The sequence below is a fragment of the Bacillus sp. FJAT-45066 genome, from assembly GCF_002335755.1.
Classification (GTDB): Bacteria; Bacillota; Bacilli; order Bacillales; family Bacillaceae_I; genus Bacillus_CD; species Bacillus_CD alkalisoli.
The window spans coordinates 2,366,351-2,381,941 of the sequence record NZ_NISQ01000001.1; the positions used below are offsets into that span (position 1 = coordinate 2,366,351).

A 15,591-nucleotide genomic window follows, 5' to 3' on the forward strand; every position below is an offset into this window, starting at 1 on the left:
AATAAATGGAGCGGAAGACGGGATTCGAACCCGCGACCCCCACCTTGGCAAGGTGGTGTTCTACCACTGAACTACTTCCGCAAATGGCTGGGCTAGCTGGATTCGAACCAACGCATGTCGCAGTCAAAGTGCGATGCCTTACCGCTTGGCTATAGCCCAATGAAGTATTTCATATATATCTATCTATCTTTATTAGGTTGTTTTATAAATTTTATGGGGCGAATGATGGGAATCGAACCCACGAATGCCTGAACCACAATCAGGTGCGTTAACCACTTCGCCACACCCGCCATATTAAAATTTATTGGCAGGGGCAGTAGGAATCGAACCCACACCGGAGGTTTTGGAGACCTCTGTTCTACCGTTAAACTATGCCCCTATGATTAAAAATGTTACTGTTTTTATAAAAATAAGTGGTGGAGGGGGGCAGATTCGAACTGCCGAACCCAAAGGAGCGGATTTACAGTCCGCCGCGTTTAGCCACTTCGCTACCCCTCCGACTTAATGGTGCCGGCGATAGGAGTCGAACCCACGACCTACTGATTACAAGTCAGTTGCTCTACCAACTGAGCTACACCGGCATTATTATATTAAAATAAGTGGTGGCTCGGGACGGAATCGAACCGCCGACACATGGATTTTCAGTCCATTGCTCTACCAACTGAGCTACCGAGCCTTATTCGGTTTGCGATAAGCTTCTAATTTCTTCGTCAACTTCACTCACTCACATCCTAACGTATGTATAATACGCTCCGATGTTCGTTTGTTTGTTTCTCGAACTCCTTGCTTCTCTTAACCCTCAAATACAACAAGTAGTTTAAAATGGCGGTCCCGACCGGGATCGAACCGGCGATCTCCTGCGTGACAGGCAGGCATGTTAACCGCTACACCACGGGACCTTGGTTGCGGGGGCAGGATTTGAACCTACGACCTTCGGGTTATGAGCCCGACGAGCTACCAGACTGCTCCACCCCGCGATAATATTATAGGTAGTTAATTTCACTAGCGTGAGTAAAGGAAGATTATTTTCACTAGCGTGAAAAAATCTTGGTGGAGGATGACGGGATCGAACCGCCGACCCCCTGCTTGTAAGGCAGGTGCTCTCCCAGCTGAGCTAATCCTCCATATAAAGGCTAGTTCTTTACATTGAAAAAAAGTTTGGTGACCCGTACGGGATTCGAACCCGTGTTACCGCCGTGAAAGGGCGGTGTCTTAACCGCTTGACCAACGGGCCGTTATATTAGATAGAATGGCGGAGAGCAAGGGATTTGAACCCTTGAGACGGCGTTGACCGTCTACACGATTTCCAATCGTGCTCCTTCGGCCACTCGGACAGCTCTCCATAATGGCTCCACCAGTAGGATTCGAACCTACGACCCTTCGGTTAACAGCCGAATGCTCTACCGCTGAGCTATGGTGGAATAAAGGATATATAGCCTGGCAACGTCCTACTCTCGCAGGGGGACAGCCCCCAACTACCATCGGCGCTGAAGAGCTTAACTTCCGTGTTCGGTATGGGAACGGGTGTGGCCTCTTCGCCATCATTACCAGACATTTTTCAAAGACAAATATTATTATAATATATCTTTGAAGAAAATCAAGTGTTTTTTCACACTTTTTTTATATTCCTTCAAAACTAGATAACATATTTTCATATCAAGAAAGTGATTGTATCGTTCTAATTTGGTTAAGTCCTCGATCTATTAGTATTCGTCAGCTACACGTGTCGCCACGCTTCCACCTCGAACCTATCTACCTGATCATCTTTCAGGGATCTTACTAGCTTGCGCTAAAGGAAATCTCATCTTGAGGGGGGCTTCATGCTTAGATGCTTTCAGCACTTATCCCGTCCGCACGTAGCTACCCAGCTATGCCTTTGGCAAGACAACTGGTACACCAGCGGTGCGTCCATCCCGGTCCTCTCGTACTAAGGACAGCTCCTCTCAAATTTCCTGCGCCCACGACGGATAGGGACCGAACTGTCTCACGACGTTCTGAACCCAGCTCGCGTACCGCTTTAATGGGCGAACAGCCCAACCCTTGGGACCGACTACAGCCCCAGGATGCGATGAGCCGACATCGAGGTGCCAAACCTCCCCGTCGATGTGGACTCTTGGGGGAGATAAGCCTGTTATCCCCGGGGTAGCTTTTATCCGTTGAGCGATGGCCCTTCCATGCGGAACCACCGGATCACTAAGCCCGACTTTCGTCCCTGCTCGACTTGTAGGTCTCGCAGTCAAGCTCCCTTGTGCCTTTACACTCTACGAATGATTTCCAACCATTCTGAGGGAACCTTTGGGCGCCTCCGTTACTCTTTAGGAGGCGACCGCCCCAGTCAAACTGCCCACCTGACACTGTCTCCCACCCCGATTAGGGGTGCGGGTTAGAATTTCAATACAGCCAGGGTAGTATCCCACCGACGCCTCCACCGAAGCTAGCGCTCCGGCTTCTCAGGCTCCTACCTATCCTGTACAAGCTGTACCAAAATTCAATATCAGGCTACAGTAAAGCTCCACGGGGTCTTTCCGTCCTGTCGCGGGTAACCTGCATCTTCACAGGTACTATAATTTCACCGAGTCTCTGGTTGAGACAGTGCCCAGATCGTTACGCCTTTCGTGCGGGTCGGAACTTACCCGACAAGGAATTTCGCTACCTTAGGACCGTTATAGTTACGGCCGCCGTTTACTGGGGCTTCGGTTCAAAGCTTCGCTTGCGCTAACCTCTCCCCTTAACCTTCCAGCACCGGGCAGGCGTCAGCCCCTATACTTCGCCTTGCGGCTTCGCAGAGACCTGTGTTTTTGCTAAACAGTCGCCTGGGCCTATTCACTGCGGCTCTCTCGGGCTTTAACACCCTAACAGAGCACCCCTTCTCCCGAAGTTACGGGGTCATTTTGCCGAGTTCCTTAACCAGAGTTCTCTCGCTCACCTTAGGATTCTCTCCTCGCCTACCTGTGTCGGTTTGCGGTACAGGCACCATTCTCCTCGCTAGAGGCTTTTCTTGGCAGTGTGAAATCAGGAACTTCGGTACTAAATTTCCCTCGCCATCACAGCTCAGCCTTTATGAGAAGCGGATTTGCCTACTTCTCAGCCTTACTGCTTGGACGCGCATATCCAACAGCGCGCTTACCCTATCCTCCTGCGTCCCCCCATTGCTCAAACGGAGTGAAGGTGGTACAGGAATATCAACCTGTTATCCATCGCCTACGCCTTTCGGCCTCGGCTTAGGTCCTGACTAACCCTGAGCGGACGAGCCTTCCTCAGGAAACCTTAGGCATTCGGTGGATGGGATTCTCACCCATCTTTCGCTACTCATACCGGCATTCTCACTTCTAAGCGCTCCACCAGTCCTTACGGTCTAGCTTCAACGCCCTTAGAACGCTCTCCTACCACTGTTCGTAAGAACAGTCCGCAGCTTCGGTGATACGTTTAGCCCCGGTACATTTTCGGCGCAGAGTCACTCGACCAGTGAGCTATTACGCACTCTTTAAATGGTGGCTGCTTCTAAGCCAACATCCTGGTTGTCTAAGCAACTCCACATCCTTTTCCACTTAACGTATACTTTGGGACCTTAGCTGGCGGTCTGGGCTGTTTCCCTCTTGACTACGGATCTTATCACTCGCAGTCTGACTCCCATGGATAAGTCTTTGGCATTCGGAGTTTGACTGAATTCGGTAACCCGATGAGGGCCCCTAGTCCAATCAGTGCTCTACCTCCAAGACTCTAACACATGAGGCTAGCCCTAAAGCTATTTCGGAGAGAACCAGCTATCTCCAGGTTCGATTGGCATTTCACCCCTACCCACACCTCATCCCCGCACTTTTCAACGTGCGTGGGTTCGGGCCTCCATTCAGTGTTACCTGAACTTCACCCTGGACATGGGTAGATCACCTGGTTTCGGGTCTACGACCACGTACTCATTCGCCCTATTCAGACTCGCTTTCGCTACGGCTCCGTCTCATCGACTTAACCTTGCACGGGATCGTAACTCGCCGGTTCATTCTACAAAAGGCACGCTATCACCCGGGTTTTTTCCGAAGAAAAAACATAGGGCTCTAACTACTTGTAGGCACACGGTTTCAGGATCTTTTCACTCCCCTTCCGGGGTGCTTTTCACCTTTCCCTCACGGTACTGGTTCACTATCGGTCACTAGGGAGTATTTAGCCTTGGGAGATGGTCCTCCCTGCTTCCGACGGGATTTCTCGTGTCCCGCCGTACTCAGGATCCACTCAGGAGGGAACGAAGTTTCAACTACAGGGCTTTTACCTTCTACGGCTGACCTTTCCAGGTCGCTTCATTTACCCCGTTCCTTTGTAACTCCATGTTGAGTGTCCTACAACCCCAAGAGGCAAGCCTCTTGGTTTGGGCTAATTCCGTTTCGCTCGCCGCTACTCAGGAAATCGCGTTTGCTTTCTCTTCCTCCGGGTACTTAGATGTTTCAGTTCCCCGGGTCTGCCTTCATTACCCTATGTATTCAGGTAAAGATACTACTCCATTACGAGTAGTGGGTTTCCCCATTCGGAAATCTCTGGATCAAAGCTCACTTACAGCTCCCCAAAGCATATCGGTGTTAGTCCCGTCCTTCATCGGCTCCTAGTGCCAAGGCATCCACCGTGCGCCCTTAATAACTTAACCTCGATATCGCGAATAGATATCTAATAAAGAAAATTCACTAAGATGAACGATACTTTTGATGTATCTTGACATTACTTATGTTATCTAGTTTTCAAAGAACATTTTTCGATAGCTTTTAAGCTTCGCATCTCTTCGTCAGCTCCTTCGTTCACATCCTCATTTACCCTTAAGTAAACTCCGGTGCTCACTCAGTCGCTTCCTCGACCTGCTCGCTTCAAACCTATCTCAAAGTTTGAAAGAGGAATGCTCTCTCAAAACTAAACAAAACAACAAGCGTATTATTCCTTAGAAAGGAGGTGATCCAGCCGCACCTTCCGATACGGCTACCTTGTTACGACTTCACCCCAATCATCTGTCCCACCTTAGGCGGCTGGCTCCTAGGCACAACTTAACTTCCTATCATAATTATAAGAGGCTAAGTTGTGCCCAGGTTACCCCACCGACTTCGGGTGTTACAAACTCTCGTGGTGTGACGGGCGGTGTGTACAAGGCCCGGGAACGTATTCACCGCGGCATGCTGATCCGCGATTACTAGCGATTCCAGCTTCATGTAGGCGAGTTGCAGCCTACAATCCGAACTGAGAACGGTTTTATGGGATTGGCTCGACCTCGCGGTTTTGCTGCCCTTTGTACCGTCCATTGTAGCACGTGTGTAGCCCAGGTCATAAGGGGCATGATGATTTGACGTCATCCCCACCTTCCTCCGGTTTGTCACCGGCAGTCATCTTAGAGTGCCCAACTTAATGCTGGCAACTAAGATCAAGGGTTGCGCTCGTTGCGGGACTTAACCCAACATCTCACGACACGAGCTGACGACAACCATGCACCACCTGTCACTTTTGTCCCCCGAAGGGGAACGCCCTATCTCTAGGGAAGGCAAAAGGATGTCAAGACCTGGTAAGGTTCTTCGCGTTGCTTCGAATTAAACCACATGCTCCACCGCTTGTGCGGGCCCCCGTCAATTCCTTTGAGTTTCAGTCTTGCGACCGTACTCCCCAGGCGGAGTGCTTAATGCGTTAGCTGCAGCACTAAGGGGCGGAAACCCCCTAACACTTAGCACTCATCGTTTACGGCGTGGACTACCAGGGTATCTAATCCTGTTTGCTCCCCACGCTTTCGCGCCTCAGCGTCAGTTACAGACCAGAAAGTCGCCTTCGCCACTGGTGTTCCTCCACATCTCTACGCATTTCACCGCTACACGTGGAATTCCACTTTCCTCTTCTGCACTCAAGTTTCCCAGTTTCCAATGACCCTCCACGGTTGAGCCGTGGGCTTTCACATCAGACTTAAGAAACCGCCTGCGCGCGCTTTACGCCCAATAATTCCGGACAACGCTTGCCACCTACGTATTACCGCGGCTGCTGGCACGTAGTTAGCCGTGGCTTTCTGGTTAGGTACCGTCAAGGTACCGGCAGTTACTCCGGTACTTGTTCTTCCCTAACAACAGAGCTTTACGACCCGAAGGCCTTCATCGCTCACGCGGCGTTGCTCCATCAGACTTTCGTCCATTGTGGAAGATTCCCTACTGCTGCCTCCCGTAGGAGTCTGGGCCGTGTCTCAGTCCCAGTGTGGCCGATCACCCTCTCAGGTCGGCTACGCATCGTTGCCTTGGTGAGCCGTTACCTCACCAACTAGCTAATGCGCCGCGGGCCCATCTGTAAGTGATAGCCGAAACCATCTTTCAATAAAGAACCAGGAGGTTCTTTATATTATCCGGTATTAGCTCCGGTTTCCCGAAGTTATCCCAGTCTTACAGGCAGGTTGCCCACGTGTTACTCACCCGTCCGCCGCTAATCTGACAAAAGCAAGCTTTTATCAGATTCGCTCGACTTGCATGTATTAGGCACGCCGCCAGCGTTCGTCCTGAGCCAGGATCAAACTCTCCGAAGAGTGTTTGAGCTTATGCTCATTTTGTTGCTGACTAATGTCAAATTAATTGTTTATTGTTAATCTTAAAGATTAACTTACACGCTGTTGTTTTGTTTAGTTTTCAAAGAACATTTTTTAACTAATCGCTCAGAAGCGACTTTATTAATATAACACACTGATCATTTTTCGTCAACATGTTTTTTTCTTTCTATTCACTTTCGATAACTCGTATCTCAGCGACGTTTATTAATATATCATGGACAAAAAAAAGAGTCAATAACTTTTCTGAAATAATTTTTAAAGTTTTTTTATGGATAGAGTTTGATTAATCTCTATCCATATAAAACTTCTATATCACTGTATATCTTCTATGATATACTCCTGTACCTTTTGTTTCTATTTTTGCAACTTGAATCATCTTTTTCTCTACTAGGTACTCAAGCATCACACTCAAATCCACTGAGTATTTGGATAGCTCTGGATGGTGAATCATATCATTATAAGACCATACGTCAGTTTTTGTTTTCAAAATCTCTATCATATGTTGTGCGCCTATTTGTGTTCTTGTATGGATTAAGAATTCACTCGCTAAAAATAATAACTCTATTCGTTTGTCTATTGATTCATTACCTTCTATTAATTCTTGATATAACTTATAAATTTGCGGCTCAATTTGTTTGACTTGATTCCATACTGTTAGTTCAGGGTGGAAGCCATGTTCAATAACAGAAAGTCTAGCTAAATGATGCAAAGAATGAACAATGTGATTGTAAGCATCTAGTGAATGCTTTGAATCAAAGAAGTCTTTACCTTCTAAGTATCTTCTAATTAGTTTAGCAAACTCTAAACCAATCTTCATTTTTCTTTCTTCAATTGGAAACTCATCTAATCTTTCTCTAAGGTTATAAATAAATTCATTACGATCAAACAACACTTTACCATTTGTTAACCAATCAATTATTCTACGATTCGTACCTAGCATGACCCATTCGTTTAGCTTTGATTCTTCTACTATGAAGAGAGCCGCTTTTTTGTCTTGAAGCTCATAATGTTTTACAAATAAGGAGTCTTCTAACTCCTTTACAATCATCAGTAGGATAACATCAAATTTATCAGTATTAGGACTTATCGGATTTCTTTTCTCTATCATTAATATTCCAAGTGTGTTAGATTGACTTGCACGCTCTTGGTATATTGGACGAAGAAGATCTTCCATTTTATTTATCACTCCAAGAAAACAGTTTATACGATTTTATTCGACACAATTCTATTGAAACCTTTTTTTCATTTGAATTTATTCCATTATTTCGGTTCGGTTAATTAAAACGAATAAAAATAGTAATATATAATAGTAGTAGATTACTATCTAAGTTTAAATGGAATATTCTTTTATTAGTTATACGTTTTCATTATGTACTCAATTATTTTAATATAGATTTGTTTCTTAAGCCATTTTTATTTTTTTATGATATTATATCAAATTAGGAGGGATTATCTTGGCTCGCAAATATTCAAGTAAAATAAATAAGATTAGAACTTTTGCTTTATCATTAATCTTTATAGGTTTCTTCATTATGTACATTGGCATTTTCTTTCAAAGTAACATGTTAGTAATGACAATTTTTATGTTACTTGGTTTATTGGCTATTGTTGCTAGTACGGTTGTTTATTTTTGGATTGGAATGCTATCGACAAAAGCCGTTCAGGTTGTTTGTCCAACATGTGGTAAACCAACGAAAGTTTTAGGTAGAGTTGATATGTGTATGTACTGTAATGAAACACTTACACTTGACCCTAGTCTTGAAGGAAAAGAGTTTGACGAAAAATATAATCAAAAAAAGAAGGATGGCAGGTAATAGATACCTTCCATCCTTTTTAATGCGCACCTTTGTCGCACTCCGGACAAATCCCATATATCTCCATACGATGACGACTAACTTTAAATCCAGTTACGTGAGCAGCTAATGCCTCTACTTCATCTAAACCAGGATAGTGAAAATCGACTATCTTACCACAACTATCACAAATAAGGTGATAATGATCTGTTGTAACATAATCAAAACGACTTGAATTATCTCCATATGTTAATTCTTTTACAAGTCCTACTTCTTTGAAAACTCGCAAGTTATTATACACAGTTGCAACACTCATGTTAGGAAATTTACCTTCAAGTGCTTTATATATATCGTCAGCTGTAGGGTGTGACATAGATTGAATTAAATAATCTAATATCGCATGACGTTGTGGAGTTATGCGAACTCCAGTTTGTTTCAACGTTTCAAGCGCTTCTTTCAATTGTTCGTTTGCCACCGCCATGCACCTCACTTTTCTATAAGATTTCTTACTTTATAATATTTATAAATAGTCTACTATGTTATTAATATTTTTGTCAATTTTTTTACGTGTTGTTAAAGTGCGTTTCATCTTGTATTACCAAACAGAATGTTTAGCAATCCGAAACTCATTTCGCCTTCATTAAAACGCATTTATAACCTACTTTACTCTATGTTTTAATCAAAACAATCAAACCTCAGGACGCAATTCAGGTTCCGCTTTTTTTACTTGAGCATTTACGTACCTACCCGCAACAAATAAATAGTCTGACAACCTATTCAAGTAAGATAAGACGTTAGGGGAAATACCATCATGAATGCTTACTGCACTTCTTTCAGCTCTTCTGACAATCGTCCTTGCACAATGAAGAGTAGCTCCACTTTTGGATCCACCAGGAAGAATGAAGTTTTTTAATGGTGGTAATACCTCACTTAATGTATCCATTTCACTTTCTAATTCTTTAATATGATCATCCGTTAATTTCCACTTCACTTCTTTACCTTGTGGTGTTGCTAATTCTGCTCCAACATGGAATAGAATGGTTTGTATTTTTAATAAACACTGAACAAGCAATTCTTTTTTTTCAAAGTTTTCTTCATCTAAATAGGAGATAGCTAATCCTATCATTGAATTGGCTTCATCACATGTACCGTAAGCTTCTACTCGTTGGTCATTTTTGTTCACTCTCTGACCATATACTAAAGAAGTTTGACCTTTATCTCCTGTTCTAGTGTATATCTTCATCTTAATATCCCCTCTCGACATCAATACGATTTATATAATTATCGTCTTGTTTTAAGTAACATTTTAAATTGTTAGCAAAAATATTCAGCGCTCTTGGTTGGTAATTTTGTGTGATACTTGATATATGAGGTGTTACCGTCACATTATCCATTTTCCAAAGGGGATGACCTTTTGGAAGTGGTTCGGTTTCAAAGACATCTAATACAGCATGAAATATTTCGTTTTTAGTTAGTGACTGTATTAATATATCTTCTTTAACTAAATCTCCTCTTCCAATATTAATAAATATTGCACTTTCTTTCATTATATTAAAATGATGTTTATCTATAATGTACTTCGTTTCGTTTGTACTTGGTAAAACAGAAACAATAAAATCACCCTTTTGTAACGCTTCTTCCAAGTGTGACATTTTATATATTTCGTCGAAATAGTCTACTGGCTTACCACTTCTATTTACCCCAATCGTATTTATATTAAAAGCTTGTGCAAGTTTGGCAATTTCAGTTCCTATCGCACCTGCACCTATAATCGTTATTGTTTTCCCACTTAGTTCTGTTGTAGGAACCTTTCTATTCCATTCCTCTTCCATCTCATACTTTATTAACGTTTTAACTGACCTAGTCACTTGTAAGATCATTGCTAGTGTATATTCAGCCATCGGTACGCCATGAATACCTTTTGCATTTGTTACTAATATATTTCTTTCTTTTATTTCAGCGAACGGTAATTTTTCCACTCCAGCGGATGCAACCATAATCCATTTTAGTTTGCTTGCTGTAGAAATATCCTCGGAAGTTAAGTCTGTTCCATAAGTAAGAATGACTTCAGCTGTTGACATAGAAGTTGCAGGTACTTCTTTTATTGATTTATAAAACTCAAATGTAACATTCGGAAAATCGTTCTTCAAATCTTCTAGTAACTTTTCTTCTCTTATTAAAAAGGTGGAAACAACTAACACTACCTCATCCCCTTTGCGATGTTTCGTTCTTCATTTTTATACGTTTGTTTATAACATCATATAAAAAAAACCGCCTACCTGTCCAAAAACAAGCGGGCGGTTTTTTAATAAATTTATTAACCAGGATAGTTTATCGGTGCACCAGGTCCTAGTGGAACCCCCGTCAACATCCATACAATCAACATTACCATCCATACAATCGAGAAGAAGATCGAATATGGAAGCATTGTAGAAATTAATGTACCGATACCTACTTTTTTATCGTACTTTTGCGCAAAGGCAATTACGATAGCAAAGTATGGCATTAACGGTGAAATTACGTTTGTTGTAGAATCAGCTAGACGGTAAGCTAACTGTGTTAATTCAGGTGAGTATCCTAAGTTCATCATCATTGGTACGAAAACAGGTGCCATAATAGCCCACTTCGCAGACGCACTACCGATGAATAAGTTGATAAAACCAGCTACGACAATAAAGACTAAGATTAGCATAATGCTACTAAACATATTTTCGCCTTGGAAACCTACACCTTGAATAAATTCCGCGCCATTAACAGCCATAACTGTTCCTAGTTTTGTTTCATTAAAGTAAGCAACGAACTGACCAGCTACGAATGCTAATACGATGTACGCACCCATAGTAGCCATTGTTTCTGACATTTGGTTCGCAACGTCTTTGTCGCTCTTAATGGACTTAGTGATAATTCCATAAACTAAACCAGGTACGAAGAACATTATTAAAATAATCGGTACTAACGTTTGGAAGAATGGAGCTTCTAAAATTGTACCTTCTCCACGTAATGGTCCCCATGAAGGAACTACTAATAACGCTAATACAGCAATTGTGCCAATGAATGCAAATAAAGCAGCCCATAAACCTTTTTTCTCTTCAGGTTTTAAGTAACTTACTTCGTGTTCATTAAATGAACCTTTGTACGTACCTAAACGTGGTTCAACGATTCTATCTGTAACGAATGTACCCACTATTGTTAAAACAAATACGGAAGCTACCATGAAATAATAGTTCATCATGTAGTTCATTCCAGCAGCATATTCTGGGTTAACCGTTTCAGCGGCTTGGATGGTTAGCCCACCTAGTAGTGGATCTAATGATGTTAGTAAAAGGTTAGCACTGAATCCAGCTGATACACCAGCAAAAGCTGCAGCTAGTCCAGCTAAAGGATGACGACCAAGTCCTGCAAATAATACAGCACCAAGTGGTACTAATACTACATAACCAGCATCGGCAGCCATACTTGACATAATACCACCAAATACTAGAGCAGCTGTCATTAACTGCTTTGGTACAGAGGTTACTAAGCCACGTAACGCGGCACTTATTAAGCCAGAACGCTCAGCGATACCAATACCGATCATCGTTACAAGTACTGTTCCTAGTGGAGCAAATCCTGTGAAGTTCTTTACAGCACTTTCAAAGATATATTGTATACCTTCTTTACTCATTAAGCTTTTAACTTGAAGCATTTCACCTTCATTAATTGGGTCTTCCACTTGCACACCCAGTTTTGCGAATACTCCTGATAAAATAATTACTAATAGTGCAAAAATTGCAAACAACGTAACGGGATGTGGAAGCTTGTTACCAACACGTTCGATACCATCTAAAGAACGCATTAATATACCACGCTTCTTATTCTGCGTTGTATCCATTAGGTTTACCCCTTTCTCAATCTCTCCAATTTTCAAAAAATATATTTAAAAAACCAGTTTTCAGTATAATGTATAACAGTTTCTCGTGGAAGGGGTCTGTTAAAATACAGAATTGGTCTTTTTTTCGAAAAATTAACCCTTTTTTGTTAATAGTACATAGAAGGCTTTCCACACAAGGGTTTACCCAAACTTATTCTTTTAAGTAAATTTAGTTATGCGCACAATAGTTTCTAAAGAAATGAAAACACAAAAAGAGTGCAAGCTTGTGTGCTTGCACTTAAAATAACTTTCGAGGAGGTATGCCCTACACTATAAAGTACTCCCGATTGTCTATATTTGTTTTAGACGTTTGACCTCATTTTTGAAAAATAGGCAACTATAAATTCTCTTTTATAAACTGAAGTGCTTCTTCTACATGATCCTTGACTCGTACTTTTCTCCATTCTTTCACAAGCTCGCCATCTTTATTAATAATAAACGTGGATCTTTCGATGCCCATATATTCTTTCCCGAAGTTCTTTTTTAGTTTCCAAACATCGTATAGTTCTGCTACTTTATGATCTTCATCCACTAATAAAGAAAATGGTAAGCCGTGTTTTTCAATAAACTTTTGGTGTTTATCCATTGGGTCTGGACTTACTCCTAAAATCACTGTATCTAGTTCGGAGAAATCTTCATGATTATCACGGAAGTCGCATGCCTGTGTCGTACATCCAGGTGTCATGTCTTTTGGATAAAAGTATAATACAACGTTTTTCCCTTTATAATCAGACAGTTTTACACTTTCACCTTTTTCGGTTTGTAGTTCAAAATCAGGTGCTTTATTTCCAATTTCAATTGTCATCGTTTATTCCTCCTATAAAATCTTGTTATGTATAAGGGTATCGTATGCGTTAGGACAATTCAAATTAAAAGGTTGCATGCTAGAACTAGTTTTTGCTTAAACTAGGGGAAATTATAACTGGAGGCGAATAGGATGCGAAACGAAGAACACCGTCAACCTGTTACACAACCTAAAGAACCTAACATAAGTGCAATAGCGAGAGAAAGCGCTACTCAGCCATTGGAGAGCATGGAGAATAAATATCCTGATTCAGTGAATGAACATAAAGCTTTAGAAGCGACGAACAATTTCTTAAATGAAGGGGAAATTAAACAGCAAAATGAGAATTTGTAGTTTTTAATCATTCAAAGACAAAAAGAGGTATTAATATAGGTGTAAAAATGTAAAAAGGGCATCCGAAATGTCGTCGTCGACTGTTGGAATGCCCCATAATATTTTATATAACTCCCGTCTACTCTTCTCGGTGTTCCATATCTAACACAATCCTCACAACAAACGCTGCTGGCATGATATATCCTATTAAAGCTTGAAAGGACGCAATGGCTCTTCCAATTCCTATTGGGGTTATATCTCCATATCCGACCGTTAACATTGTCACTGCACTAAAGTATATAGAAGAAAGGACAACACTTGGGAACTCTGCAGAGATCACTTTTCCCCCTTCAATTAAAATAGGAAAGCTGTTCATATGAAGGATACTATAAATTAATCCAAAAGAAACAACTAACGTCGCATACACAAGTAATAATAAAATTAACGTCTCTTTTGATATAAACAGCACACTCTTCTTTTTATCTCTAGGTGAAAACATATGAACTAAACTCATTACAATAGATAAAATAATGATGCCAAATAACACAACCCACAACACCATATGCCACTTCCTTACTATCGGACATGCTTATCAATAAAATATACGCCCGTCTAAGATGACATATGACTAGTTTCCTGCACCACGATATTTTGTAACTCCTTTGTTCCAGATTAAAACAGATAAGATAAAAAATACAGTCCCAACTACTGGTGTTAAGAATGCATATGAATACCATTCTGATCTACCAAGAAAATAGGCAGAAGGATACACCCCTACAAATGCAAAAGGTAAAATCCACGTTAACACATAACGAATCACTCGATTATATATGTCTACCGGATAACGCCCATAATTTCCGATATTGTACATCATTGGCATGATAGATGTTCTCGCATCAGACCAAAATCCTATGCTAGCTAACATAACAAAAATCCCAGCGTAAACTAAAGTTCCACCAATAACGAACAAGAAGAAAATAAAAATATCATACCAAGCAAAAGAAAGACCTAAAATACTCCCCGCATAAAACATAATCGCTATCCCAGTTATAGCTCCAAATAAAGACTCTAATTCCATTCGCTCTAAAATAACTTGAAAGAGACTATGGATGGGCCTAGTTAAAATACGGTCCATTTCTCCCCTTACAATGTACCTCTCATTAAAATCCCATATATTAAAAAATGCCGAAAATAAAGCGTAAGGAACTAAGAAAAAACCATAGATAAAAATGATTTCTTCCCTACTCCACCCTCCAAGTAATTGAGTATGGCCGAACACAACTAATATAAATACTAAGTTTACTGCTTGAAAGAGCAAGTCAGAAAAGAGTTCTACTACAAGGTCCGCTCTATACTGAAACCTTGTTTTTGTGTATTGCCCTATATATTGAAAAAACATAGATACATAAAACACTTTCTCACCCTCCTTGCACGATCAACTGTTTTTTCGCTAATCTCCAAAGCATTTGTATTGGCAAGATTAAGATAATCGCCCAAACAGCTTGTAAGAAAATCGCATTCCACATCTCAGAACCTTCAAAACCACCAGTAAAAATCATACTCGGAATATAGCTAATCGCTTGGAAAGGCAAAAACCCCATAACATCTTGCGCCCATAATGGATAAAAGCTGATTGGTAGTAAAAGTCCAGAGAATAAATCAATGACAACCCGTTTTGCACGAATTAATCCATCATTATTAAATAAGAAAAACGTCATCATACCAGTTAGCAAGTTTATCTGTGTGTTAATGATAAAACTAAAGATTAACGAGAGAGCGAAAAATCCCCAAGTTGATAGGTTACTAGATAATTGCAACGGGAATATTAAGCCAACAATGACCATACCTGGTAGGGAGAAAAATACTAACCTAAATATTCCTTCACCCAATCCTTGCATCGTTTTCATTCCAAGGTAGTTGTACGGCCTAATCAATTCTACCGCTACTTTACCTTCTTTTATCTCTTGTGCTATCTCCCGATCAATATTATTAAAATAAAACGCACGAGCCATCCAAGCGACAGCTACATATGTTGTCATTTGCAGTGCACTTAAACCTTCTATTTCTTCTTTTCCGCCATAAATAGCCGTCCATAAGAAATAATAAGCACCAATATTAATACTATAAATTAAAATTCCACTATAATAATTCGTTCGATACGCTAGCATCATTAAGAAACGAATTCGTATCATTTCTATATACTTGTCCATCTTTTCTCACCTTCCTT

11 protein-coding genes, 13 tRNA genes and 3 rRNA genes are annotated in these 15,591 nt (G+C 41.2%); 2 read left to right on the forward strand and 25 right to left on the reverse strand.

Annotated elements, in window-relative coordinates:
* Window positions 1-6: 6 nt before the first annotated feature.
* From CDZ92_RS12015 to CDZ92_RS12095, 17 genes are all read right to left on the reverse strand, one after another.
* A tRNA-Gly gene (locus CDZ92_RS12015) sits at window positions 7-81 on the reverse strand.
* Between the two features lie 3 nt (window positions 82-84).
* A tRNA-Gln gene (locus CDZ92_RS12020) sits at window positions 85-159 on the reverse strand.
* Window positions 160-214: 55 nt separating this feature from the next.
* Window positions 215-290, reverse strand: a tRNA-His gene (locus tag CDZ92_RS12025).
* Between the two features lie 15 nt (window positions 291-305).
* Window positions 306-379 (reverse strand) — tRNA-Trp (locus CDZ92_RS12030).
* 35 nt (window positions 380-414) lie between these two features.
* Window positions 415-498: transfer RNA gene (locus CDZ92_RS12035), tRNA-Tyr, on the reverse strand.
* Between the two features lie 7 nt (window positions 499-505).
* A tRNA-Thr gene (locus CDZ92_RS12040) sits at window positions 506-581 on the reverse strand.
* Window positions 582-600: 19 nt separating this feature from the next.
* Window positions 601-676: transfer RNA gene (locus CDZ92_RS12045), tRNA-Phe, on the reverse strand.
* Window positions 677-823: 147 nt separating this feature from the next.
* Window positions 824-899: transfer RNA gene (locus tag CDZ92_RS12050), tRNA-Asp, on the reverse strand.
* A 1-nt stretch (window position 900) separates the two neighbouring features.
* A tRNA-Met gene (locus CDZ92_RS12055) sits at window positions 901-977 on the reverse strand.
* A 71-nt stretch (window positions 978-1,048) separates the two neighbouring features.
* Window positions 1,049-1,124: transfer RNA gene (locus CDZ92_RS12060), tRNA-Val, on the reverse strand.
* Between the two features lie 35 nt (window positions 1,125-1,159).
* Window positions 1,160-1,234: transfer RNA gene (locus CDZ92_RS12065), tRNA-Glu, on the reverse strand.
* A 16-nt stretch (window positions 1,235-1,250) separates the two neighbouring features.
* Window positions 1,251-1,342: transfer RNA gene (locus tag CDZ92_RS12070), tRNA-Ser, on the reverse strand.
* Between the two features lie 4 nt (window positions 1,343-1,346).
* Window positions 1,347-1,421: transfer RNA gene (locus CDZ92_RS12075), tRNA-Asn, on the reverse strand.
* Between the two features lie 14 nt (window positions 1,422-1,435).
* Window positions 1,436-1,552 (reverse strand): 5S ribosomal RNA (gene rrf, locus CDZ92_RS12080).
* 131 nt (window positions 1,553-1,683) lie between these two features.
* Window positions 1,684-4,633 (reverse strand): 23S ribosomal RNA (locus CDZ92_RS12085).
* Window positions 4,634-4,922: 289 nt separating this feature from the next.
* Window positions 4,923-6,523, reverse strand: a 16S ribosomal RNA gene (locus CDZ92_RS12090).
* The 16S, 23S and 5S rRNA genes sit together here with 13 tRNA genes alongside, the layout of an rRNA operon.
* A 328-nt stretch (window positions 6,524-6,851) precedes the next feature.
* On the reverse strand, window positions 6,852-7,718 hold the full coding sequence (locus CDZ92_RS12095) for a nucleotidyltransferase-like protein (protein WP_096155465.1): 867 nt from the start codon (window positions 7,716-7,718) through the stop codon (window positions 6,852-6,854).
* A gap of 280 nt (window positions 7,719-7,998) precedes the next feature.
* Between CDZ92_RS12095 and CDZ92_RS12100 the strand changes: the two genes are divergently transcribed.
* The gene (locus CDZ92_RS12100; RefSeq protein ID WP_096155466.1) at window positions 7,999-8,358 is read left to right on the forward strand and encodes a YgzB family protein; all 360 of its coding nucleotides are present in this window, start codon (window positions 7,999-8,001) and stop codon (window positions 8,356-8,358) included.
* Between the two features lie 19 nt (window positions 8,359-8,377).
* On the opposite strand, the gene perR is transcribed toward CDZ92_RS12100, so the two are convergent.
* From perR to bcp, 5 genes are all read right to left on the reverse strand, one after another.
* Complete coding sequence (gene perR, locus CDZ92_RS12105) at window positions 8,378-8,812, reverse strand: peroxide-responsive transcriptional repressor PerR (protein ID WP_176483759.1); 435 nt, start codon at window positions 8,810-8,812, stop codon at window positions 8,378-8,380.
* Between the two features lie 213 nt (window positions 8,813-9,025).
* Window positions 9,026-9,580, reverse strand: coding sequence for a cob(I)yrinic acid a,c-diamide adenosyltransferase (locus tag CDZ92_RS12110; RefSeq protein ID WP_096155468.1), 555 nt, complete (start codon window positions 9,578-9,580; stop codon window positions 9,026-9,028).
* 1 nt (window position 9,581) lies between these two features.
* The gene (locus tag CDZ92_RS12115) at window positions 9,582-10,538 is read right to left on the reverse strand and encodes a D-2-hydroxyacid dehydrogenase (protein ID WP_096155469.1); all 957 of its coding nucleotides are present in this window, start codon (window positions 10,536-10,538) and stop codon (window positions 9,582-9,584) included.
* Between the two features lie 116 nt (window positions 10,539-10,654).
* Window positions 10,655-12,208, reverse strand: a complete 1,554-nt coding sequence (locus tag CDZ92_RS12120; RefSeq protein ID WP_096155470.1) for an AbgT family transporter — start codon at window positions 12,206-12,208, stop codon at window positions 10,655-10,657.
* A gap of 376 nt (window positions 12,209-12,584) precedes the next feature.
* Complete coding sequence (bcp, locus tag CDZ92_RS12125) at window positions 12,585-13,052, reverse strand: thioredoxin-dependent thiol peroxidase (RefSeq protein WP_096155471.1); 468 nt, start codon at window positions 13,050-13,052, stop codon at window positions 12,585-12,587.
* Between the two features lie 132 nt (window positions 13,053-13,184).
* Between bcp and CDZ92_RS12130 the strand changes: the two genes are divergently transcribed.
* Entirely contained in the window at window positions 13,185-13,385 is a 201-nt protein-coding gene (locus tag CDZ92_RS12130) for a hypothetical protein (RefSeq protein WP_096155472.1), read from the forward strand.
* Between the two features lie 118 nt (window positions 13,386-13,503).
* Here CDZ92_RS12130 and CDZ92_RS12135 read toward each other — a convergent pair whose 3' ends face one another.
* The 3 genes from CDZ92_RS12135 to CDZ92_RS12145 all read right to left on the reverse strand — a co-directional run bounded on the left by CDZ92_RS12135 (window position 13,504) and on the right by CDZ92_RS12145 (window position 15,574).
* On the reverse strand, window positions 13,504-13,926 hold the full coding sequence (locus CDZ92_RS12135; protein ID WP_096155473.1) for a potassium channel family protein: 423 nt from the start codon (window positions 13,924-13,926) through the stop codon (window positions 13,504-13,506).
* A 66-nt stretch (window positions 13,927-13,992) separates the two neighbouring features.
* On the reverse strand, window positions 13,993-14,778 hold the full coding sequence (locus CDZ92_RS12140; RefSeq protein WP_096155474.1) for an ABC transporter permease: 786 nt from the start codon (window positions 14,776-14,778) through the stop codon (window positions 13,993-13,995).
* A 4-nt stretch (window positions 14,779-14,782) separates the two neighbouring features.
* Entirely contained in the window at window positions 14,783-15,574 is a 792-nt protein-coding gene (locus tag CDZ92_RS12145; protein WP_096155475.1) for an ABC transporter permease, read from the reverse strand.
* Window positions 15,575-15,591: the final 17 nt, after the last annotated feature.